This window comes from Solirubrobacter phytolaccae (assembly GCF_027587195.1).
Taxonomy (GTDB): domain Bacteria; phylum Actinomycetota; class Thermoleophilia; order Solirubrobacterales; family Solirubrobacteraceae; genus Solirubrobacter; species Solirubrobacter phytolaccae.
This window is the reverse complement of sequence record NZ_JAPDDP010000027.1, coordinates 56,453-78,463: the sequence shown is the minus strand read 5'-3', so window position 1 is coordinate 78,463 and position 22,011 is coordinate 56,453. Positions and strand designations below refer to the sequence as shown.

At 71.3% G+C, this 22,011-nt stretch carries 20 protein-coding genes; 2 read left to right on the top strand and 18 right to left on the bottom strand.

All coding sequences use genetic code 11. The features are described 5' to 3' along the window. Positions 1 to 38 precede the first annotated feature (38 nt). Genes OJ997_RS16310 through OJ997_RS16295 form a run of 4 tightly spaced genes read right to left on the bottom strand, consistent with a single transcriptional unit; the run spans position 39 to position 3,360 of the window. Entirely contained in the window at positions 39 to 680 is a 642-nt protein-coding gene (locus OJ997_RS16310; RefSeq protein ID WP_270026229.1) for a sensor histidine kinase, read from the bottom strand. Between the two features lie 3 nt (positions 681 to 683). Further along, positions 684 to 1,649, bottom strand: a complete 966-nt coding sequence (locus tag OJ997_RS16305; protein ID WP_270026228.1) for a hypothetical protein — start codon at positions 1,647 to 1,649, stop codon at positions 684 to 686. A gap of 17 nt (positions 1,650 to 1,666) precedes the next feature. Next, entirely contained in the window at positions 1,667 to 2,632 is a 966-nt protein-coding gene (locus tag OJ997_RS16300) for a D-alanyl-D-alanine carboxypeptidase family protein (RefSeq protein WP_270026227.1), read from the bottom strand. Continuing rightward, positions 2,632 to 3,360, bottom strand: a complete 729-nt coding sequence (locus OJ997_RS16295; protein ID WP_270026226.1) for a rhomboid family intramembrane serine protease — start codon at positions 3,358 to 3,360, stop codon at positions 2,632 to 2,634. The genes OJ997_RS16300 and OJ997_RS16295 overlap by 1 nt, the downstream gene beginning before the upstream one ends. A gap of 62 nt (positions 3,361 to 3,422) precedes the next feature. On the opposite strand from OJ997_RS16295, the gene OJ997_RS16290 reads away from it, so the two are divergent. Further along, on the top strand, positions 3,423 to 4,373 hold the full coding sequence (locus tag OJ997_RS16290; RefSeq protein ID WP_270026225.1) for an SIS domain-containing protein: 951 nt from the start codon (positions 3,423 to 3,425) through the stop codon (positions 4,371 to 4,373). Here OJ997_RS16290 and lipA read toward each other — a convergent pair. The 7 genes from lipA to OJ997_RS16255 form a co-directional block, all read right to left on the bottom strand. After that, on the bottom strand, positions 4,370 to 5,362 hold the full coding sequence (gene lipA, locus OJ997_RS16285; protein ID WP_270026224.1) for a lipoyl synthase: 993 nt from the start codon (positions 5,360 to 5,362) through the stop codon (positions 4,370 to 4,372). The two genes, OJ997_RS16290 and lipA, sit on opposite strands and share 4 nt — an antisense overlap. After that, complete coding sequence (locus OJ997_RS16280; protein WP_270026223.1) at positions 5,359 to 6,141, bottom strand: LLM class F420-dependent oxidoreductase; 783 nt, start codon at positions 6,139 to 6,141, stop codon at positions 5,359 to 5,361. The genes lipA and OJ997_RS16280 overlap by 4 nt, the downstream gene beginning before the upstream one ends. After that, positions 6,142 to 6,825 (bottom strand): lipoyl(octanoyl) transferase LipB, encoded by a 684-nt coding sequence (gene lipB / locus OJ997_RS16275; protein ID WP_270026222.1) that lies wholly within the window; start codon positions 6,823 to 6,825, stop codon positions 6,142 to 6,144. It lies immediately after the preceding gene. Between the two features lie 177 nt (positions 6,826 to 7,002). Next, complete coding sequence (locus OJ997_RS16270; protein WP_270026221.1) at positions 7,003 to 9,534, bottom strand: putative bifunctional diguanylate cyclase/phosphodiesterase; 2,532 nt, start codon at positions 9,532 to 9,534, stop codon at positions 7,003 to 7,005. A 98-nt stretch (positions 9,535 to 9,632) separates the two neighbouring features. After that, a complete protein-coding gene (locus tag OJ997_RS16265) occupies positions 9,633 to 10,925 on the bottom strand; it encodes a dihydrolipoamide acetyltransferase family protein (RefSeq protein WP_270026220.1) in 1,293 nt (430 codons plus the stop codon). Between the two features lie 19 nt (positions 10,926 to 10,944). Further along, positions 10,945 to 11,907 carry an alpha-ketoacid dehydrogenase subunit beta gene (locus OJ997_RS16260; protein WP_270026219.1) on the bottom strand — a complete coding sequence of 321 codons (963 nt, stop codon included), beginning with the start codon at positions 11,905 to 11,907 and terminating at the stop codon, positions 10,945 to 10,947. Between the two features lie 4 nt (positions 11,908 to 11,911). Continuing rightward, positions 11,912 to 12,868, bottom strand: a complete 957-nt coding sequence (locus OJ997_RS16255; protein ID WP_270026218.1) for a thiamine pyrophosphate-dependent dehydrogenase E1 component subunit alpha — start codon at positions 12,866 to 12,868, stop codon at positions 11,912 to 11,914. Between the two features lie 226 nt (positions 12,869 to 13,094). Here OJ997_RS16255 and OJ997_RS16250 point away from each other — a divergent pair, with 226 nt between their 5' ends. Further along, a complete protein-coding gene (locus OJ997_RS16250; protein WP_270026216.1) occupies positions 13,095 to 13,667 on the top strand; it encodes a hypothetical protein in 573 nt (190 codons plus the stop codon). 191 nt (positions 13,668 to 13,858) lie between these two features. On the opposite strand, the gene OJ997_RS16245 is transcribed toward OJ997_RS16250, so the two are convergent. The 7 genes from OJ997_RS16245 to pdhA all read right to left on the bottom strand — a co-directional run bounded on the left by OJ997_RS16245 (position 13,859) and on the right by pdhA (position 21,968). After that, positions 13,859 to 15,214 carry a dihydrolipoamide acetyltransferase family protein gene (locus OJ997_RS16245; RefSeq protein ID WP_270026215.1) on the bottom strand — a complete coding sequence of 452 codons (1,356 nt, stop codon included), beginning with the start codon at positions 15,212 to 15,214 and terminating at the stop codon, positions 13,859 to 13,861. Positions 15,215 to 15,242: 28 nt separating this feature from the next. After that, positions 15,243 to 16,796: a sensor histidine kinase gene (locus OJ997_RS16240; RefSeq protein WP_270026214.1), complete on the bottom strand. Its 1,554-nt coding sequence runs from the start codon at positions 16,794 to 16,796 to the stop codon at positions 15,243 to 15,245. Positions 16,797 to 16,882: 86 nt separating this feature from the next. Next, positions 16,883 to 17,275, bottom strand: a complete 393-nt coding sequence (locus OJ997_RS16235; RefSeq protein WP_270026213.1) for a Fur family transcriptional regulator — start codon at positions 17,273 to 17,275, stop codon at positions 16,883 to 16,885. Between the two features lie 36 nt (positions 17,276 to 17,311). After that, complete coding sequence (locus tag OJ997_RS16230) at positions 17,312 to 18,526, bottom strand: tetratricopeptide repeat protein (protein WP_270026212.1); 1,215 nt, start codon at positions 18,524 to 18,526, stop codon at positions 17,312 to 17,314. After that, a complete protein-coding gene (locus OJ997_RS16225; protein WP_270026211.1) occupies positions 18,523 to 19,968 on the bottom strand; it encodes a DUF4331 domain-containing protein in 1,446 nt (481 codons plus the stop codon). Before OJ997_RS16225 ends, OJ997_RS16230 begins: the two co-directional genes overlap by 4 nt. A 79-nt stretch (positions 19,969 to 20,047) precedes the next feature. Continuing rightward, entirely contained in the window at positions 20,048 to 21,025 is a 978-nt protein-coding gene (locus OJ997_RS16220; protein ID WP_270026210.1) for an alpha-ketoacid dehydrogenase subunit beta, read from the bottom strand. After that, complete coding sequence (pdhA, locus tag OJ997_RS16215; RefSeq protein ID WP_270026209.1) at positions 21,018 to 21,968, bottom strand: pyruvate dehydrogenase (acetyl-transferring) E1 component subunit alpha; 951 nt, start codon at positions 21,966 to 21,968, stop codon at positions 21,018 to 21,020. Before pdhA ends, OJ997_RS16220 begins: the two co-directional genes overlap by 8 nt. Between the last annotated feature and the right edge of the window lie 43 nt (positions 21,969 to 22,011).

Sequence of the window (22,011 nt, the reverse complement as noted above, 5' to 3'; positions counted from 1 at the left end):
TCAGCCGGAATACCCGAGCCGATTTGTGGCGAAACGCACTACAACGGCCAGTGGGCCGAGACCTCGTACCCGCCGTTGGCGCGCGCGCCCGCCTCGAGCACGCCGCTGTGGAGCTTCACGCGCTCGCGCATGATCGCCATCCCGCGCCCGTCGCCGTTGTTCTCGAGGCCGCGGCCAGAGTTGCGGACCTGCACGCCGAGCGCGTCCTCGCGCCAGACGATGCGCACGCTCGCGGGCTCGTCCCGCGCGTGCTTGTGCACGTTGCGCAGCGCCTCCTGGACGATCCGGAACGCCGCCTGGTCCAGGCTCGCGGGGATCCGCCGCGGCGCGCCCTCCACGTGCAGCGTGACCGGCATCCCGCCGTCGCGGGCGCGCTCGACCAGCGCCGCCACCGCCATCAGGCTACGCTCGGTCTGGTCGTCGGGGTCGCCGCGCAGCAGCCCGCGCAGGCGGTCCAGCTCTCCGAGCGCGTCGTCGGCCGTCGCGCGGATCGCCGGCTGCTCGGCGTTGGCCGCGTCGCGCGCGATCTCGTGCAGCGAGCGGGCGATCCCGTCGTAGAGCTCGAGCGCGATCCGCGCCTGCTCCTCGGCCTCGTCCAGTCGCGACGTGCGCTCGCGCAGGCCGCCGACCTCGGCCTTCAGGTCCCGAAGCTCCCGTTCCGCGTCACGTCGGCCACGCACGGGCTATTCGTACACGACCACGTCCGGCCGCGGTTGCAGGCGCATGACCTGCGCCGGCTTCATCGTGTTCGTGTCTTCCTTGTAGAAGAGCTTGAAGCCGTGCCGGAGGCCGGTCGCCTGCTTGGTGAACTCCTTGTACTTGGCGACCTTCAGCGACTGCGTGCCGAAGCCGTCGACGTTGAGCACGATCGACAGCTCGCTGCGCTCCTTGAGCTCCTTCTCCGGGACCATGTCGTCCGTGAACTGGTGGATGAGCACCAGCTTCTGCGGGAGCTTGTAGCGCTTCGTCAGGTCGTTCAGCCAGCTCGTGGTCGCGTTGATCTCGCGCGCGCTCACGCTGCCGATCACCTGGCCCGGGACCTCGTTCTCCCGCATCCGCCACTCCGGGTCCAGCGCGAGGCTGACGTCGGGCTCCTTGAGCCACTTGCGCAGGCGCTTGGTCTCCGTGAAGAAGTCGCTGCGGCCGGGCTGGACGTCGAGGATCAGCAGCGCCTTGGCCTTGCGCGCGGCCTTCAGGTAGCGGCGGATGACCTTGTCGTCCTGGCGCAGGTTGTAGCGGCCGCCCTCGCCCGGGTGGGCGGCCGCGGTGACGGCGATCAGCTCCATCGCGGGCAGCACGGGCCGCGACTTGCGCCCGTAGCCCTTGGCCTGCTGCTCGAGCTTTTTGGCCGCGGAGGCGGGCGAGCCGATGCCGAGGATGCCGAGCTCGTCGTCCTGCGGGGCGCCGTAGAAGGCCACCACGCGGAAGTCCGGGAGGATCGTGCGCCCGCCGCGCGGCAGCTCGGCGAGCGGCTCGGGCGTCGGCGTCGGCTCGCCCTGCTCGGCCTCGGCCCCGCTCGCGGGCTGACGTTCAGCGGCGTCGGAGCCCGTCAGCTGCGTCACGGCGAACACGATCAAGGCCGCGAGCACGGCCAGCGCGATCACCGCCGCGATGCGGCGCTGTCGGATAACCGCTGGAGACGGGGCCATTGCCCGCCCTTACCCGGTCACGTCGAGCCTGAGGCCTTGAAGCCCCGGTCGAGCAGCTGCATGGCCTGCTTGCCGGGGTCGGGAGAGTCCAGCAGCACGACGCCGAGCTTGACCGCGCCGCGTCGCGCCGTGGCGACCAGGCAGCGGCCGGCGGCGTCCGTGTAGCCCGTCTTCAGGCCGGTGGTGCCGGGGTAGTTCGCGCGCAGGAGCGGGTTGTGGTTGTAGAGCCACAGCCGGCCGCCCTTGATCGGGAACGGAAGCACGGCCTGCTTGCGCTTGACGATCTTCGTGAGGCGCGGCTCGAGCATCACGGCGCGGGCGATCGCGGCGAGGTCGGCCGCGCACGAGTGGTTGCCCTTGTCCTTGATGCCGCTGGGCGAGGAGAAGCGGGTGCACTGCAGCCCGAGCTGCTTCGCCTTCTCGTTCATGTAGCGCACGAAGCGCTTCTCGCTGCCCTTCGCGGCGCGCTGGGCGAGGGCGATCGCGGCGTCGTTGCCCGACGGCAGCATCAGCCCGTGCAGCATCGTGTTGACGCCGATCCACTTCCCGCGCGGGAGCACGCCGACGCCCGAGCCGGTGTAGCGCAGCGCCTCGTTGGTGACCTTGACCTTCGATCCCTCGGGCACGCGCTCGACGACCACGAGCGCGGTCATCATCTTCGTCAGCGAGGCGATCGGCAGGACCTTCGTCGGGTCCCGGCGCCAGAGCACCTGGCCCGTGTCCAGGTCGAAGACGAGCGCCGACTTGGGCGGCTTCTTGAAGTCGATCAGGATCGGGTCCGGGGCGCCGTCGAGGCGCACGGCGAGCGGCGAGGGCGCGGTGCCGCCGCTGGCCAGCGGCTTCGTCGAGGAGTCCTCCAGCGCGCCCGCGCCCGCGGGCGTGCGGGCCTGCGGCGGCGAGCCGCCGTCGCGGATGAAGAAGAGGTAGCCCGCGGCCGCGAACAGCACGACCGCGATCAGCGTCATGAGGCGCCGGCGGAGCATCAGCGCGTATACAACCGGTCCGACTGGCGTTTGGTGCGCTTTTTACTCGCGAATAGACGGATGGCCAGGAGCCCGAACGCGAAGCCGCCGATGTGCGCGAAGTACGCCACGCCGCCGGTCGAGTCCATCGACGCGGACAGGATCTGCAGCAGGAACCAGCCGCCGAGCACGAGCAGCGCCGGCAGCTCGAGGATGGTGAAGAAGAAGACGATGAAGATCACCGTCACGACGCGCGCGCGAGGGAACAGCACCGCGTAGCCACCCAGGACCGCCGCGATCGCCCCGGAGGCGCCGAGCGTCGGCGTGGTCGAGTGCAGGTCGGTCACGACGTGCAGCGCGAACGCCGCGAGCCCTCCGAGCACGTAGAAGGCCACGAACTTCGCGCGGCCCATGGCGTCTTCGACGTTGTTGCCGAAGATCCACAGGAACAGCATGTTCCCGCCCAGGTGGAGCAATCCACCGTGCATGAACATCGCGGTGAACGGCGTCAGCCAGGTCGGCGCGTCGTCGGCGCCGCACTGCGCGGGCAGCGCCTGCTTGTCGCCGGTCAGCTCGTCCGGGGTGGCCGCCCACTCGAGCAGCTGGCACTGGTAGTGGACGCTGTCGGGCCCGCTGAGCGAGAACCCGCCCTTCTGCCAGAAGAAGTACACGAGGACGTTCGCCGCGATGAAGATGTACGTGACGTACGGCGTCTTGGACGTCGGGATGTTGTCGCGCAGCGGGAGCATCCGGCGGCGTACGGTAGCCGCTAGGGTCGACGGCGATGCCAGGGTCAGAGATGCGCCGGGAGATGGCAGAGCAGCCGGAGGTTCTGGCGCGGTTGCTCTCACGCCGGATCTCGGTCGAGGTCGAGCGGCCGGCGGGTGTGATCATCGTCGCGCGCGGCTCGTCCGACCACGCCGCGGTCTACGGCCGCTACCTGCTGGAGCTCGCGACGGGGCGCCCCGTCGCGCTCGCCGCGCCGAGCCTGTTCACGCGCTACGGCGCGCAGACCGACGCGAGCGGCTGGCTCGTGGTCGGCGTGTCCCAGTCGGGCCGGACGCCGGAGATCGTCGACGTCGTCGAGCGCCTGCGCGCCACCGGCGGGAGGGCGATCGCGATCACCAACAACGAGGACTCACCGCTCGCCGAGGCCGCCGAGGCGGTGATCGGGCTCGGCGCGGGCGAGGAGAAGGCCGTGCCGGCCACCAAGACCTACACGGCGCAGATGGCGGCGTTCGCGGTGCTCGCCGCGAGCCTCGGCACCGTGCCGTGGACGGACGGGGACCTCGCGCTCGTGCCGGACGCCGTCGCCGGCGTGCTCGCCGACCCGGACGGGATGGGCGCGCTCGCCGACCGCTGGGCCGGGATCGACCAGCTCGTCGTCACCGCGCGCGGGTGGATGTTCTCCGCCGCGCTGGAGACCGCGCTGAAGGTCCGCGAGACCGCCCTGGTCTCCGCCCAGGGCTTCTCGGTCGCCGACTTCCTGCACGGCCCGATCGCGGCCGTGGACCCGGGCGCGGCCGTGCTCGCGCTGCGCGCCGAAGGGCCCGCCGCCGCTGACGTGGACGAGGCCGTGAGCGCGTTGACGGAGCGCGGCGCCGACCTCCAGCTGATGCCTGCGGTCGGCGGTCTGCCCGAGGCGCTCGCGCCGATCGCGGCCTCCGTGCGCGGGCAGCAGCTCGCGCTCGAGCTCGCGCTGCGCAAGGACCTGGACCCCGACGCGCCGCGGGGCCTGAACAAGGTGACGATTACGCGTTAAGCGACGGCAGCGACCGGCCCGACACCGGGGCGGTCCTGCTTGACGTGCTCGTCCGCGTGGTAGCTCGAGCGGACGAGCGGGCCGGCCGCGACGTGCTCGAAGCCGAGCGCGTAGGCGGCCTTCTCGAGCGCCTCGAACTCCTCGGGCGCCCAGTACCGGACGACCGGCAGGTGGCGCTCGGTCGGGCGCAGGTACTGGCCGACCGTGAGGATCTGGACGCCGGCCTCGCGCATCTCGCCGAACGCGTCCACGAGCTCCTCGTGCGTCTCGCCGAAGCCGACCATCAGGCCGGACTTGGTCGCGACCTCGCCCTCGCCCATCTCCTGGGCGTTGGCGAGCACGCGCAGGGAGCGCTTCCACGTCGAGCCGCGGCGCGCGACCGGGTACAGGCGCGGCGCGACCTCGAGGTTGTGGTTGAAGACGTCGGGGCGCTCGGCGATGACGCGCGCGAGCGGCATCTCCTCGCCGCGGAAGTCCGGCGTGAGGCACTCGATCTTCGTGTCCGGCGCCTGCATGCGCACGGAGCGGATGACGCCGCACCAGACGGACGCGCCGTAGTCGGGCAGGTCGTCGCGGTCCACGGACGTGATAACGGCGTGGCGCAGGTTCATGCGGGCGACGGAGCGGGCCACGCGGAGCGGCTCCAGCGGGTCGTTCCACGTCGGCTTGCCGGTCTTGACGTTGCAGAACCCGCAGCGGCGCGTGCACGTGTCGCCGAGGATCATGAAGGTGGCCGTGCCGCGGTCCCAGCAGTCGCCGATGTTCGGGCAGGCAGCTTCCTTGCAGACCGTGTGCAGGCCCTCGTCGGCAATCGTCTTCGACAGCTCGCGGTAGGTCGCGCTGCCGGGACGCGGGACCTTGAACCAGGCCGGCTTACGTGAGCGGAACGGGAGGACGTCCTCGCCGATGATCTTCCGGACGTCCATGCCACCGGGGTTCGCCCGTGACCGGGTCTGGTGGACGCGCAGGACTGGGGTCTCTTCGCTCACGTAATCGATGGTATCGGGGGCTCTGCGGTGGTCTCGAGGACGATCAGCGCGCGGTCCACGCCGGCGTCGGACACCGCTTCCAGGGTTTCGGGCGTCGCGCCGTAGTAGGTCACGGGGACGCGCTTCCCGGCGCGTTCGCGCAGGGCCGCGACGCGCTCCTTGAGCTCCCCGAGGTCCTTCATGTTCGGCATCCAGCCGTCGCCGTAGCGCAGCACGCGGTCCTCGACGCGCGGGCCGTTGCCGCCGACGTACACGGGCGGCACGACTTCGGGCTTCGGCCACTGCCAGATCGGGTCGAAGTCCACGTGCTTGCCGTGATACTCGGCTTCGTCGTCGGTCCAGATGGCGCGCATGGCCTCGACGCGCTCGCGCATGAGCCCGTGGCGCGTGGCCGGGTCCGTGCCGTGGTTGGCCATCTCGAGCTTGTTCCAGCCCGCCCCGACGCCGAACACGAGCCGGCCGCCGGACAGGTTCTGCAGCGACGTGAGCTGCTTGGCGAGCACGATCGGGTCGTGCTGGATCACGAGGCAGACGCTCGTGCCGATCACGAGCTTCTCGGTCGCCGCGGCGGCGAACGCGAGCGCCACGAACGGATCGTGCGTGCGCCGGTAGTAGTCCGCCAGCGGCCCGCCGTCCCGCGCGACCATCCCCGCCGCGACGGGGATGTGCGTGTGCTCGGTGAGCATCAGCGACTCGTAGCCCGCGGCCTCGAGGCGCTGGGCGAGCTGCGCCGGGTGCTGGACGTCCCCGGTGAGGAAGATCGCGGCGCCGACGTCCATCTACGCGGGCACCGGCTGCTCGATGCCGAGCCGCGCGGCGCTCACGATCCGCTGCCGGCGGCCGAACGCCTCGGCGAAGCGCCAGGCGGCGCGCTTGCGGAAGCAGGCGAGCGACTCGCTCACGCCCTCCGCGGCGACCGACGTCATCGTCACCTCGGGCAGCCCGCAGGCCACCACCCAGTTGAACGGATCGAGGTCGTTGCCCACGTTGACGGCGAACCCGTGCGAGGAGACGCCCTGGGAGATGTGCACGCCGACGGACGCGATCTTCTTGTCGCCCACCCACACGCCGACGTGCTTGTGGCCGAGCTTGGTGCCCGCCTCGACGCCCGCGTCGCGTAGCGCGGCGACCAGCGCCTTCTGCATCGTGAGGATGTACTCCGGGACGCTCGAGACACGCATGATCGGGTAGCCGACGAGCTGCCCGGGCCCGTGGTAGGTCAGCTGGCCGCCGCGCGGCGTGCGCACGACGTCGATCCCGCGCTCGGCGTAGAAGCTGTCCGGGAACGGCAGGTCGGAGGCCTCCGTGCGGCGGGTGACCGTGTAGACCGGGGGATGCTCCAGCAGGAGCATCAGCTCCGGTAGCTCACCCGCCCGGACCTGCTCGCGCAGGCGCTCCTGCAGCGCCGTCGCCTCGCGGTATTCGACGCGGCCCAGGTGGCATACCAGCAGCTCGGAGGCCATGCTTCGAGCATAGACACTGTGCCCTAAGCCGAAGAACCGCAGCGCCCTGCGGGCGCCTCGCCGCGCCTGACGCCCGCCGGCGACCCCGCAAGTACGCCCGGTACGAGCCGAGTCGCCGGCGAACGCCAGCCACGACGATGCGGGCCGCAGGACGCGGCGAACCTTCGACTCAGAGCACTAGGCGATCGCGGCCAGCGAATCCTCGGCGGTGAGCGGCTTGGAGAACAGGAAGCCCTGGCCGTAGTGGCAGCCGAGGTCGCGCAGCGTGCGCCATTGGGCCTCTTCCTCGATGCCTTCCGCGACCACGTCGAGCGCGAGCGCCTGGCCGAGGCTGATGACGGCCGCGATCAGGTTCGGCTCGTCGCACGCGAGGAACGTGCGGTCGAGCTTGAGGACGTCCACCGGCAGGCGGCTGAGGTAGCCGAGCGACGAGTAGCCCGTGCCGAAGTCGTCGAGCGCGAGCCGGACGCCGAGGGCCTTGAGCGCGGTGAGCTGCGCCACGGCGTGGTCGGTGTCCTCCATCACGATCGACTCCGTCAGCTCGAGCGTCAACCGTCCCGGGTCGATGCCCACGATCGCCTCCCGCACGTCATGGACGAGGCCGGGATCCTGCAACTGCTTGGCCGACAGGTTCACGTTCATCCGGTACAGGCTGCCGAGCGCGCGCAGGTGGGTCGTCGCCTCGTGCAGCGCCCACCGGCCCATGGGGATGATCAGCCCGGTCTCCTCGGCGATCGGGATGAAGTCGGCGGGGGAGACGAGGCCGCGTTCGGGGTGACGCCAGCGCATCAGCGCCTCGAAGCCGGTGGTCGTGCGGTCCACGAGCCGCACGACCGGCTGGTAGTGCAGCTCCAGCTCGCCCTCGTCGATCGCGCGCTGCAGGTCCGTGCGCAGCTCCAGACGGGCGAGGACGTCGGCGTGCATCGCCGGCTCGAACAGCCGGAAGCCGCCGTGGCCGTCACGCTTGGCGTGGTACATCGCGGCGTCGGCGTCGCGCAGCAGGTCCTCCGCGTCGCGCGGATCACCGCCGAGGGCGACCGACACGCCGACGCTCGCCCGCAGCGTCAGCTCGCGTCCGCCGGTGCGGATCGGCGTCGCCAGCAGGTTCAGGATCCGGCGCGCGGCCTCGGCCGCGGCGTAGCTGTCGACGTTCTCGAGCAGCACCGCGAACTCGTCGCCGCCGAAGCGGGCGGCGGTGTCCACGCCGCGCATGCCGCCGTCGAGGCGGCGCCCGACCTCGACCAGGATCTCGTCGCCGGTCGCGTGCCCGAGCGAGTCGTTGACGAGCTTGAAGTCGTCGAGGTCCAGGAACAGCACGGCGAGTGAGCCGTCCGTGCGGTGCGCCTGGACGATCGCCTGGCGCAGGCGGTCGGCGAACAGCTCGCGGTTCGCGAGGCCGGTGACGGGATCGTGGAAGGCCTGGTGCGTCAGCTGGGCCTCGAAGGCCTTGCGCTCGGTCACGTCGCGGCCGTTGACGAGGATGCCGCCGACGTGCTCCTCGTCGACGAGGTTGGTCAGCTGCACCTCGAAGATGCGCTGCTGTCCGTGGAGGTCGCGCAACGTGCACTCGAACGGGGTGACGTCCTCCCCGCGGGCGGCGGCGGCGAGCGCGGCGCGGACGGTCACGCGGTCCTCGGGGAGCAGGAAGGTCGCGGCCAGCTCGGTGCCGAGGATGCGCTCAACGGACGGGCTGGCGTAGCTGACGCCCCCGCCCGGTTTGACGACGAGCAGCAGGTCGGTCGCGTGGCGCACGAGCGCGCCGAAGCGCTCCTCGGCGTGGCGACGGTGCAGCTCCTCCCCGAGCGCGCGCTGCCGGCGCGCGAGCCCGACCATGCGGGCGATCACGAGCGCGAACAGCGCGATCGAGAAGAGCTGGACGACGAAGTAGTCCCAGTCGCCGTCGCGCATGGCGTCGGTCGCCGAGAGCAGCGGCGCGACCAGCGAGGCGCAGGTGAGCAGGAAGAGCCGCGTCCGGGTCAGCAGGATCTCGCTCCGCACCGGCGCCGGCTCGGCGAGCCGCGCCATCGACGGATGCAGCACGGCGGTGCCCCAGAGCACGTAGGAGACCATCCAGGTGCCATCGAGCCACACCTGCTGGCCGAAGGTGTCGGCGTTCGTCAGCACGCCGGCGGCGAAGTCGGCCGCGAGCAGCGCGGCCATGCTGGCCACGAGCAGCCGGAGCGCGGGGCTGCGGCGGCCTCCGTCGAGCACGAGCTGGATCGCGGCGCCGAGCAGCAGGATGTCCCCGATGGGATAGGCGATGCTGGCGACCTGGTCGACCAGCGCCACGTCCGCTTCGTGCAGGTACGGGGCGATCAGCGCCACCCACGACGGCAGCGCGAGCCCGATCGTGAGGATCAACCCGTCGATCATCCCGCCGGGACCCGCGCCCCTCCCGCGGTGGCGGACGAGCACGGCGAGCCCGGCCATCATCACCGGGTACATCGCGATGAAGAACGCGTCCGCGAGCCCGGCGCCCGGTCCGTCCGGGATGAGATCGCCGATGAAGACGAGCACCAGCGCGCCGGCGAGCAGCCACCACGCGAGCGGCGCGGTCGGCTTGCCGCGGACGATGGCGTAGAGCGTCGCGACCAGCGCGGAGAGCCCGACGACGCCGATCAGCGTCTCGTTGGCGTGCAGCGGGCCCGGGGCGACGTAGACCACGGCGGCGAGCAGGCCGAGCGTGAGGTAGGTGGCCCACCGGGTCATACCCCTGACGATCGGCCCCGTGGGGCTGATCTTGAGACGGTCTGTCCCGCCTCGGGGATGTGCCCGAGGCGGGTGTCCGTCAGAACCGTCTCTCTGGCCTAGCTAATCGGCCACGCTTCCAGTTTCTTTCGCAACGCGCTCAAGAATTGTGCGGCGTAGGCCCCGTCGAGGGCGCGGTGGTCCCAGGACATGCACAGGTAGGTCATGCTGCGGATCGCGATCGAGTCGTTGCCGAGCTCGTCCGTGATCACGACCGGGCGCTTGACGACGGCCTCGGTGTCGAGGATGCCGACCTGCGGCAGGTTGATCACGGGCGTGGCCATGATCGAGCCGTAGCCGCCGGGGTTGGTGATCGTGAACGTGCCGCCGCTCACCTCATCCGGCTTGAGCTGGTTGTTGCGGGCGCGGACCGCGATGTCCTTGATGCGCTTCGCGAGGCCCTCGACGCTCAGGTCCTGGGCGTCGCGGATGATCGGGACGATCAGGCCGCCGGAGCCGAGGCTGACCGCGATCCCGAGGTGCACCGCGTCGTTGTAGACGGTGTGCTGGCCGTCCTCGAGCGTCGCGTTGAGCTGCGGGAACTCGAGCAGGGTCTCGATCGTCGCGCGGGCCTGGAACGGCAGGTAGCTGAGCTTGGACGCCGCGCGGGCGGCCTCGATCCGGCTCATGTCGGCCTCGGCGATGGTCGTGCACGTCGCCGCGGTCTGCAGCGATTCGACCATGCGCGAGCCGATCGCCTGGCGCATCCGGCTCAGCGGCTGGGCGCCGGCCGGAGCGGCGGCTGCGGCGGGGGCCGGGGCGGCCGCGGCCTGGGCCGGGACCTCCTCGACGCGCTGCAGGCGCGGCTTGGGCTTGCGCTTGATCGCGGGCTCGTCCGGCCGGTACGGCGACTCGATGTGCATCGGCGGCTCTTCCGCGCCGCCCCCGTTCTCGAGGAACGCGAGCACGTCCTTCTTCGAGATGCGCCCACCACGGCCAGAGCCCTGGATCTGCGACAGATCGAGGTTGTGCTCCGCGGCCATCCGCATCACGACGGGCGAGTAGCGCTTGGCCTGGGAGCGGTCGGTGGCGTCGCCGATCAGCTCGCCGGCCTCGCCGGGAGCCTCCAGCGCCGCCGCGGCCTCGCCCGTGCCGACGCCGTTCTCGGAGGCGTGCGCCTCGCCCGGCTTGGCGTCCGTGGCGATCTTGGCCATCACGACGCCGACGTCGACCGTGTCGCCGACGGCGACGATGATCTCCGCCACGCGCCCCGTCGCCGGCGACTCCACGTCGGTGTCGATCTTGTCCGTCGAGATCGAGCAGATGATCTCGTCGGCCTCGACCCAGTCGCCGACCTGCTTCTTCCACTCGACGACCGTGCCCTCGGCGACGGACACGCCCATCTGGGGCATCGTCACAGCGATATGCGTCTCAGTACTCGAGGAGCTCACGGCACGCCTCCCTCACGTCGTCGACCTGGGGCAGCACGGACTGCTCCAGCGTGGGCGAGAACGGGATCGGCACGTCCGGCGTCGCGACGCGGACGACCGGGCCGTCCAGGTCCTCGAAGGCGCGCTCGGCGATGATCGCGGCCACCTGGGCGCCCGCGGCGCACATCTGGTTGGCCTCGTCGATGATCACGACCTTGCTCGTCTTGCGGACGCTCTTGAGGATCGCCTCCTCGTCGAGCGGGACCAGCGAGCGCAGGTCGAGCACCTCGACGGAGCCGTCCAGGTCGGCGGTCGCCTCGAGCGCCGTGTGCACCATCGCGCCGTAGGCGATCACCGTCAGGTCGGTGCCCTCGCGGGCGATCCGCGCGGTGAACGGCGTCTCGTAGGACCCCGCGGGCACGTCGCCCTTCACGCGGCGGTACAGGTGCTTGTGCTCCATGAAGAGCACGGGGTTGGGGTCGCGGACGGCGCTGATCAGCAGGCCCTTCGCGTCCTCGGCGGTGCTCGGCGCGACGATCTTCAGGCCCGGCGCGTGCATGAACCACGCCTCGGGGTTCTGCGAGTGGTACGGACCGCCGGAGAAGCCGCCGCCGCTCGGGAGCCGGACGGTGATGTTCACCGACAGGCCCATCCGGTAGTAGGTCTTGCCGGCGACGTTGACGAGCTGGTCGAAGCCGCAGCTGACGAAGTCGGAGAACTGCATCTCCGCGATCGGCCGGAGCCCTTCGACGGAAGCGCCGATCGCGCAGCCGATGATCGCGGACTCGGCGAGCGGCGTGTCCATCACGCGCTTGGGGCCGAACTCGTCGATGAACCCGTCGGTCACCTTGAAGGCGCCGCCGAAGGTCCCGATGTCCTCGCCCATGAGGAACACGCGCTCGTCGGCGCGCATCTCCTCGCGCATGGCGTCGGAGATCGCCTGCAGGTAGGTCATGGTCGGCATGTGGCTAGCTCCGGAAGCCCGACCAGGGGGCGTTGCCGTCTTCGAGCAGGGACGGCTCGTCGGCGAACAGGCCGTCGAGCACGGTCTCGGGATCGGGCTGCGGGGACTGCAGGGCGCGTTCCACGGCTTCCTCGATCTCGGTCTTGACGCCGTCGCGCACGGCCTGCGTGTCGACGCCGAGCGCTTCCAGGCGGCGGACCTGGCGGTCGATCGGGTCCTTGGCGCGCCACTCCTCGACCTGGGCGGTCGGGACGTACTTCATGTCGTCGTGGGCGGCGTGGCCGTGCATGCGCATGGTCACGGCCTCGACGAGCGTCGGGCCTTCGCCGGCGATCGCGCGCTCACGGGCGGCGCGGACGACCTCGAACATCGCCTCGGGGTCGTTGCCGTCGGCGCTGACGCCCGGGAACCCGTAGGCGGCGGCGCGCTCGATCGGGTTCACCGCGAACTGCTGGTCCAGCGGCGTGGAGTACGCGTACTGGTTGTTCTCGAGGATGAAGATCACCGGGAGCTTCTGCACGCCGGCCCAGTTCATGGCCTCGTGGAAGTCGCCGCGGGACGTGGAGCCGTCGCCGAACCAGGTGATCGCGCAGCGCGCTTCGCCGCGCAGCTTGAAGGCCATGGCCATGCCGGTGGCGATCAGCATCATGTCGGGGAGCATCGAGACCATGCCGACGCAGCCCTTCGTGCGGTCGCCGAAGTGCACGTTGCCATCGCGGCCGCGGGTGATGCCGTCGGCGCGGCCCATGTACTGGGCGAAGATCCGCCAGGGCTCGACGCCGCGGATGATGTGCGCGGCGAGGTCGCGGTGCAGGATGCACAAGCGGTCCTCGGCGGCCATCGCCCACGTCGCGCCCGCGGAGACGGCCTCTTGGCCGAACCCGTCGTAGAAGCTCCCCGGCACCTTGCCCTGCCGGTAGAGCGTCATCGCGCGTTCTTCGATCCCCCGCATCATCAGCATCGCGCGCAGCAGACCGGTGCGGTCGTCTGTCGTGAGGTGCTCGGTTACGTCGGGGGGAACTTCGGTTCGGGCCGTCTCAGTGGCCATCTGGCGTGTCTCTCCTTCGCGATTTCTGTGCGCCGCCCCAGGATCGCCGAAGCACGCGCCGGTCCGGATGAGCGGGATCTCCGCTGCTGTCCGGTCACCGGCCAGCGTACGGCATGGAGGGTTATCGTTGACGACGACGATGGTCGAGTCCATCCGGTTGCGGCGGCTGCGCTGGCGTTTGCGCGGCGCCTGGCAATGGCCCACCTTCGCCGTGGCCACGGCGCTCGGCGCGGTGCTCGTCGCGCGCCTCCCGTTCCAGGGGACGGGCGGCGACGCGGTCGGCGCGATCCTGCTGGTCGCCTTCATCAACCTCCTGGCGGTGGCGGTCGTCGCGCCATTTCTGGGGCTCGCGCTGCGGCGGCGGCGCCAGGATCTGCCCTTCATCATCGCCCGCGACTACGCGGGCACCGCGCTGCTCGTGGCGATCTTCGCGGCGCTGCTGCTGGGCGGAATCGTGCACCGGTCCGCCCGGCTCGGCCAGGAGGCCGACCGCACCGCGGTCTTCCTCGCCGTGCACGACTACGTGCTGCGCGAGGCGCCGGCGTTCGCCGCGGGCCTGGGCACGTTGGACTCCCGCCAGCTCGAGGACGAGCGCTACCGCGCCTGCGTCTACCGCTCGGGCGAGCGCCACCCGATCTGCTTCTTCGTCAACACGGACCAGTCGCCGGCCGGGCTGGTCCGCGACACCGAACGCCTCCCGAACCGCTCCTAAAGCAACCTAAAGGGGTCTGACCCCTTTAACTGGCGTTCGGGTCCGCGTTCGACTAGACGAATGTCGGATTTTGCGGGGATCCGGAATCGGGGAGAGTGCCGTCAGCTCAACCTGGTCGTCGGCCTCCCTGGCCCGACGAGCAGGTGCCCTCGCCGTCTGACCGCGGCGAGGGCGAGAGCGACCCTTTCCCGCTAGAGCGCGAGACGCAGCGGCGTCTCGAGGTACTCGCGGATGCGGCTGAGGAACTCCGCGGCCTCGGCGCCGTAGAGGATCCGGTGGTCGCAGGTGAGCGTGAGCTCCATGATGCTGCGGACCACGACCTCGCCGTCGCGCACGACCGGCCGGGGCGTGAGCTCGCCGACGGCCAGGATCGCGGCCTGCGGCGGGTTGATCACGGCGACGAAGCGCTTGATGCCGTACATGCCGAGGTTGGAGATCGTGAACGTGCCGGCGGAGAGCTCCGGCGGCGTGATCTTGCCCTCGCGCACGCGCTCGGCGAGCTTGCGCGCCTCCTCGGCGATCTGGCCCAGGCCCTTCTTGTCGGCGTCGAACACGGTCGGGACGACGAGCGCGTCCTGGCCCGCGACCGCCACGCCGACGTTCACGCGGGAGTACTGCTCGAACTGCCCGTCGCGGTAGGCGCCGTTCGCGCGCGGGAAGTCCTTGAGCGCGAGCGCGGCGGCCTTGATCACGAAGTCGTTGAAGCTCGGGGCGGGCGCTTCGCCGGCGACGGCCTTGAGCTGCTGGCGCAGGGAGACGGCCTCCTCCATGTCGACCTCGAGCGTCATCACGAAGTCCGGCGCGGTGGCCTTGGACTCCGCCATCCGCCGCGCGACGGTGCGCTGCAGGCGGTTGAGCTCGACGTGCTCGACGTCGCCGCGGCCCTGGTCGGACGGGCGCTTCTTCGGCGCCTCCTCCTCGGCGGGCTGCTCCTGCTCGGGCTCAGGCGTCTTCTCGACGTCGGCCTTGACGATCCGGCCGCCCGGGCCGCTGCCCTCGATCGAGGCCAGGTCGATGCCCTGCTCGGAGGCGATCCGGCGTGCGATCGGGGAGGCCTTGACGCGCTCGGAACCCTCGTCGGCCGCCTCACCCTCGTCGGCTGCGGACTCCTCGGCTTCGGGCGCTTCGGCCTCGTCGTCGTCCGAGTCCTCGTCTTCGGGCTCGTCCTCGGCTTCGGGCTCCTCGTCGGAAGCCTCGTCGGCCGCGCCCTCGTCGCCCTGCTCGTCGGCCTCTTCTTCGTCCCCGGAGGCTTCGGGCTCCTCGACCTGCTCGGGCTCGTCCGCCTCGGCCTCGGCCTCGGACTCGTCCTCGTCGTCCGAGGACCCGCCGCCGCCTTCGCCGAGCTTGCAGATCGTCTCGCCGACGGCGAGCGTGTCGCCCTCCTGGGCGACGATCTCCAGCGTGCCCGCCTCGTCGGCCTCGTAGGTCATGTTGGCCTTGTCGGTCTCGATCTCGACGAGCTCTTCGCCCTTGGCGACGTCATCTCCGTCGGACTTGAGCCACTTGAGGATGGTCCCCTCTTCCATCGAGTCCGACAGGCGGGGCATGGCGACGTCTCCCATAAGGACCCCAGTATTACCCGGAGGGGAGCGTGAACCGAAACACGGTGCCGCCGCCTTCGCGCTCGTCGACCCAGATCCGGCCGCCGTGGCGCTCGACGATCTTGCGGCAGACGGCCAGCCCGATGCCCGTGCCCTCGTAGGCCTCGCGGTCGTGCAGGCGCTGGAACATCTCGAAGACGTGCTCGCGTTTCTCCGGAGCGATCCCGATGCCGGCGTCCGCGACCGCGATCTGCGTCATCCCGTGCGCCTCGCCCTCCGCGCGGACCCACACCCGCGCGCGCCCGTCCCCGTTGAACTTGAGCGCGTTCGCGATCAGGTTCTGCAGCAGCTGCTCGAGCTGGCCGCGGTCGCCCATCACCGTCGGCAGGTCGCCGATCTCGATCTCCCCGGCGTGCTCGACCATCGCCGCCGCGAGCGAGCGCAGCACGTCCCCGGTCACCGAGCCGAGCTCGACGGGCTCCGCCGGGTCCTCGCTACGCCCCGCCCGGGAGTACTCGAGCAGGCCCTCGATCAGCTGCCGCATCCTGGCGGCGCCGTCGACGGCGTACTCGATGAACTCGTCCGCGTCCTTGTCGAGCTTGCCGTGGTAGCGGCGGCGCAGCAGGCCGAGGTAGCTGGAGACCATCCGGAGCGGCTCGGACAGGTCGTGCGAGGCGATGTAGGCGAACTGGGAGAGCTCGGTGTTCGAGCGCTCGAGCGCCTCGGCGGCCTCGCGCTCCTCGGTCACGTCGGTGAAGGAGACGACGATCGTGTAGGGCGGCTCGCGGTCGCTCTCGACCGCGCGCGTGGAGACCGCGAGCCAGCGCGTCTCCCCCCGCCGCCGGCGCAGCCCGGCGACCACGGCGACCTGCGGCGCGCCGGTGGTCGCGGTGATGAACAGCGGCGTCTCTCGCAGCGGCAGCGGCTGGCCGTCGGAGTCGATGAACGACCACTCGCCGTCGTCGCCGTAGCCCTTGAGGACCTCCGTGGGGTCCATGCCGAGCAGCCGCGACGCGCTCGGGTTGGCCATCACCATGCGCCCGTCGCGGTCGACCATCACGACGCCCTCCTCGAGCGTCTCCACCAGCGACCGGAACGCCTCGCGGTCGCGGGCGGAGGCGCGCCACGTCGCCAGGCACACGAGCGACAGCGCGGCGATGAACGCCGAGTGCACGGCCGCCCAGCGCCACGGCGAGTTCGCCTCGTCGTAGTCGACGATCTCGGCCGTGATCGTCTGCTGGATGCCGACGTAGAGGACGGCGGTCGCGAACGGCAGCCAGTCCTCGTACAGCGACAGCGCCGCGACCATCACGAAGAAGTGGAAGTACGCCTGGTTGAGCCCGCCGGTGATGTGGACGATCAGCGCGCTGCACGAGAGCAGGCCGAGCGTCACGATCAGCGACTGCACGCGCCGGCTGCCGCGCTTGAGCTGCGCGACGACGGCGAAGAACGTCGGCGTGAAGAGGTCCAGAGCCGCCTGGGCGACACCCTGGTCGAACAGCAGCGTGATGATCGGGATCGCGACGACGTGCGCCCACAACAACCACCGCAGCGCGCGCTGGCGCGACTGCCATTCGACCTCAGGCAACGACCGACCGTGCGGCAGGACGGCACCGAGGTGCCGGGCCGCGTCCTTCAGTCCGCGCTCACCTGGGCCGCTCAACGGCCGACAGATTAGATGCACTTCGCACAACGGCCCACGATGGGGAAGTGGTCGAAGCGCGCGTCGACCCCAGCGACGTCGAAAACCGCGGCCCGGATGCGGCTCAGCGCGTCCGCGGAGAGCGGCGTCGAGCGCCCGCACAGCTCGCACGTCACCCAGCCCGCGGCGCGGGTGCTGAGCGCGTAGCGACCCGGTCCGTGGCCGAGGTGCACGTGGCGCACGACGCCGATCGTCTCGAGCGCGTGGAGGTTGCGGTACACCGACGCGACGTCCCCGCCGCCCGCGAGCTCCTCGGCCGTCAGCGGCTGCTCGGCGGCGAGCAGCCGGCCGAGCACGTGCCGCCGAGCGGCCGACACGCGCAGCCCGTGCGCGCGGACGGTGGTGAGGAGGGCGGCCTCGGTCACGATGTCGTTCCGTAACGCGAGGCCGCCCGCTTCAGATCACGCCAGCGCGCGACGCACGCGCTGCGCCTGCCAGGGGTAGCCGTCGAGGCCGTGGGCGAGCGCGCGTCGCAGCTCGCGCCGCCCGTCGCCGCCCGCGGCGATCTCGGTCAGGCCGGCGTGCGCCAGCCACAGCGGGTCGACGGCCCCGTCACGCAACGCGATGCGCGCGTACCGAAGCCCCTCGTTTGGCTTGCCGGCGCGGGTCAGCGCCCAGCCGAGCGCGTCCGCGGACCGCGCGCTCGGCGCCTCCGCGTAGGCGAACCGGGCCAGCTTCACGCCCTTCTGGGGATCGCCGTGGTCGGCCTCGACGACGGCGAACTCCTGCGCCGTGTCGACGTTCACCTTGCCGAGCACGCTCGCCTTCCTGGCCACGCGCTCGAAGGTGCGTTGCGCCGGTTTCCCGGCCGCCAGCTGCGCCTCGCCGAGGGCGACGAGGTGGTCCGTGTCCGGGATCCGCGCCACGAGCCGCTCCAGCCGCGCGATCGCGTCCTCGAGCGCGCCGTCCGCCTCCACCCGCGCGAGGCCCATCTCGACCTCCGGGTGGTTCGGCACGAGCGCCTGCGCCCGCTTGTACGCCCGGCGTGCCGTCACGGGCCGCCCGCGCCGGCGTTCGAGCTCGCCGAGCAGGATGCTCACGTACGCGCTGTTCTCGGCGGTCGGCCCGCCCGCGGCGACGGCGAGCCGCATGGCCTCGGTGGCGCCGTCGAGGTCGCCGCGCAGCTCCCGCACGTAGGAGGCACGGGCGTAGCCGGCGAGGTTCGGCCGGCGGTCGATCATCGCCTGCAGGACGCGCTCGGCCTCGTCGAGGCGGCCGAGCTCGACCAGCGAGTCGACGCGGATCGGGTCGCCGACGTTCCCGGCGCGCGCCGCCAGCCGCAGCGCGCGTGGGAACTCGTGGCGGGCGGCCGCGATCTGCGCGGCCGTCGCGAACGCGTCCGGCGTGCGCGGGCGGCCCAGCGCCTTCGAGGCGCGGTCGTAGTCCGCCGGGTCCTCGGTCTCGCGCGAGCGCTGCAGGTAGGCCTGCGCCAGCGCGGGCCGGTAGTCATCCTGGCCGGCGTCCACGGCCCGCTGGAGGACGGGGATGTCGGCGGCGGACCCGGTCAGGACGGGTCGCTCGACGGGCGTCGCGGCGGGCGCGTCGCCGCGGGTGGCGAAGACCGCCACCGCCGCGACGAACGCGGCGGTGACGGCGATGAGTGCGCGCTTGATCACGGCGTCGGGGGCTGCGGGACGGGGGCGTGGGCGGGCTCGACGCGGCCGAACTTGGCGTCGAAGCCGCTGTCGGGCAGCGCGACGTACGGGAACGTGTCCCGGAACGGCTTGTCGTTGACGTCGATGCCGTCGCCGAGCGGGATCTGCTTGCCGCCCTGCTCGGGCTTGAGCAGCGCGCCGGCGATCACGCGCAGCTCGATGTCGGTCACGTCGTCGGCCAGGCGGCGGCCGTTCGGGAAGCCGGCGGTGTCACCGGCGAGCACGCCGAAGCGGTTCGGCTTGGCGGACGCCGGGACGCCGAGGTTGAACTTCAGCGTGTCGGCGGGGACTGCGCCGGGGGCGATCTGCGTCAGCCCGGGGATGCCGGTCAGCAGCGCCTGCACGACGTCGGTGCGGCCCGTCTCCTTGATGTCGAGCTTGAACAGCGCGTTGAGGATCTTCGCGGGCTCCGGCGCGAGCGCGCCCGCCCCGAAGTTCTTCAGGTCGTCCTTTGGTGCGGTGGCGTTGTAGAAGTCCTTCGCCCCGATCGGGATCACGACCTCGTTGATCAGCGGGTTGCCGAGCCGGCTGACCTGCACCCAGCGCTCGGAGGCCTTGCCGCGCTTGACCTTGATCGCCTTGCGCTCGGTGCTCGTCCACAGGCCGACGACGGCGTTCGGCGCGGTCGGCGAGGCCACCGCGCGGCCGTCGCGCGTGAGCTCGGCCGCCGGGAGCTGCAGCGCGAACGAGTGCACGTTGAAGCCGGAGACGTCGTCCTTGCCGCCGCCCTGGTTGCCGAGCCCGATCGCCGCGCGGCCGGGCTTGTCGATGTTGATGCCGTCGAAGATCGAGCCGAGGTCGACGAAGAACGGGTCGTCGACGGGGCCGACGAACGTCTTGCCGCCGCCGGGCAGCGGCTTCACGGCGCCCGCGGCGACCGCCGCGTAGTTGGGCATCGTCTTGGGCCCGACGTTGTCCGGCGCGACCGGCACGTTGTGGCCGATCCGGGTCTCGCTCACGAGCTTGCCGCCGCGGTAGCGCCCGCGGTAGAGGTCGTAGGTCTGGACGAAGTTGAGGTTCTTGTCGCCGATCGCGTTGACCGGCGGCACCGCGTACAGGAACGAGTTCGGGTTCCGGAACGTGTTCCGGAACTGCCAGCGGTAGGAGACGTCCTCGACGCCGTCGCCCGTGTTGTCGATCTTGATGTAGTACCGGGCCTCCGGGTCGAGCTTGCCGAAGTACGGCCCGCCCGCCGGGTTCTGCAGCGGCACCCAGTTCGAGATCACGGTCACCTTGCCGGGCGCGTCCGGGGCCGTGAACGCGTAGAGGTCGGTGTTGTCGGCGCTCGGGTCGAGCATGATGCGCGGGGCCTCGCGATGCGAGGAGCCGAGCACGCCGGTGGTCGCCAGCGTGCCGGCCGCGAGGGCGGCGACGGTCGCCGCGCCAAGCAGGGCTGTCCTCATGAGATGCTCCTGAGGTTGGGGTCGCCGCTTCTACGCGCCACCCCGCCGCGCGGTTATAAGACTTGTTGCACCCGAGTCGCTAGAAGAGCGACTTGACCGTCTCGACGACCTGCTCCGCGTGCGGGAACGCGAGCTGCTCGAGCGGCTTGGAGTACGGCATCGGCAGGTCCAGGCCGCTCACGCGCAGGATCGGCGCGTCCAGGTGGTCGAAGGCCTGCTCCTGGATGAGCGCCGCGAGGTTCGCGCCGACGCCGCCGTGCGGCCAGCCCTCCTCCACGATCACGCAGCGGTTCGTCTTGCGGACGGACTCCAGGATCGTCGGCAGGTCGAGCGGGCGCAGCGTGCGCGGGTCGATCACCTCGGCCTGGATGTCGTGCTCTTCCGCCAGCGTCTCGGCCGCCTCCTGCGCGGTGATCGCCATCCGCGAGATGCCGACGATGGTCACGTCGGTGCCCTCGCGCCGGATCGCGGCCTGGCCGAACTCGACCAGGTGGTCCTCGTCCTCCGGGACCTCGCCCTTGGCGCCGTAGAGCGACTCGTGCTCGATGAAGACGACCGGGTTGTCGTCGCGGATCGCGGCCTTGAGCAGGCCCTTGGCGTCGGCGGGGGTCGACGGCACGGCGAGCAGCATCCCGGGCACGTGGAGGTAGATCGCCTCGAGGCAGTGGCTGTGCGTGGGGCCGAGCTGGTGGCCGGCGCCCTGCGGCATCCGCACCACCATCGGGACGCGCGCCTGGCCGTTGAACATGTATGGGATCGCGGCCATGTGATTGACGATCTGGTCCATCGCGAGCAGACTGAAGTTGACCGTCATCAGCTCGACGATCGGGCGCAGGCCGGTCATCGCGGCGCCCACGCCGAGGCCGACGATCGTGTTCTCGGAGATCGGCGTGTCGCGCACCCGCTTGTCGCCGAACGCCTCCAGCAGGCCGTCGGTGACCTTGAACGCGCCCTGGAAGACGCCGATGTCCTCGCCGAGGATGAAGACGCGCTCGTCGCGCTCCAGCTCCTCGCGCAGCGCCTGGTTGAGCGCCTCCCGGTAGCGCAGCTCAGCCATCGACGTAGAGGTGGTCGTAGATCGACTCGGGCGTGGGGAAGTCGGAGTCCTCGGCGAACTCGACGGCGGCGTCGATCCGCGCGCCGATCTCCTCGTCGAGCGCTTCGAGGTCCACGTCCTCGAGCTTCTCGGCGAAGTTCTTGATCGGATCGTGCTGCTCGCGCCACTCCTTGACGTCGTCCTTCTCGCGGTACTCCTCGGGGTCGGCCATCGAGTGGCCGGCGAAGCGGTAGGTGACGGCCTCGACGAGGATCGGCGTGCGGTCGGCGCGGACGCGCTCGATCGCCTCGCTCATGACCTCGTAGGTGTCGCCGACGTCCATCCCGTCCGCGCGCAGGCCGGGCACGCCGTAGCCCTCGCCGCGCTTGTGCAGGTCGGTCTGCGCGGAGTGGCGCTCGAGCGAGGTGCCCATGCCGAACTGGTTGTTGGTGACCATGAACACGACCGGAAGCTTCCACAGCGCGGCGAGGTTGAGCGTCTCGCCGAACGTGCCCTGGTTGGCGGCGCCGTCGCCGAACACGCAGACCGTGACCTCCTCGGTCTCGCGGTAGTCGCTGCTGAACGCGATCCCGGCCGCGAGCGGGAGGTTGCCGCCGACGATCCCGTAGCCGCCCATGAAGCGGCGCTCGCCGTCGAACATGTGCATCGAGCCGCCGCGTCCGCCCGACACGCCCGTCGCCTTGCCGAACAGCTCGGCCATGACGCGCTTGGGGTCGGTGCCGCGCGCGATCGCGTGGCCGTGCGAGCGGTAGGTCGAGATCAGGTAGTCCTCGTCGCGCATCGCCCGGACGGCGCCGACGATCGTCGCCTCCTCACCGATCGCCAGGTGCAGGAAGCCGCCGACCTTGTTCTTGGCGTACATCTGCCCCGCGCGCTCCTCGAAGCGCCGGATCAACAGCATCGTCGCGAGCCATTCGCGCGCCTCGTCGAGCCCATCGGCCATGCGGTGTCCATACCCATGCAGCGGCGCGGTAACGCGACCGCAT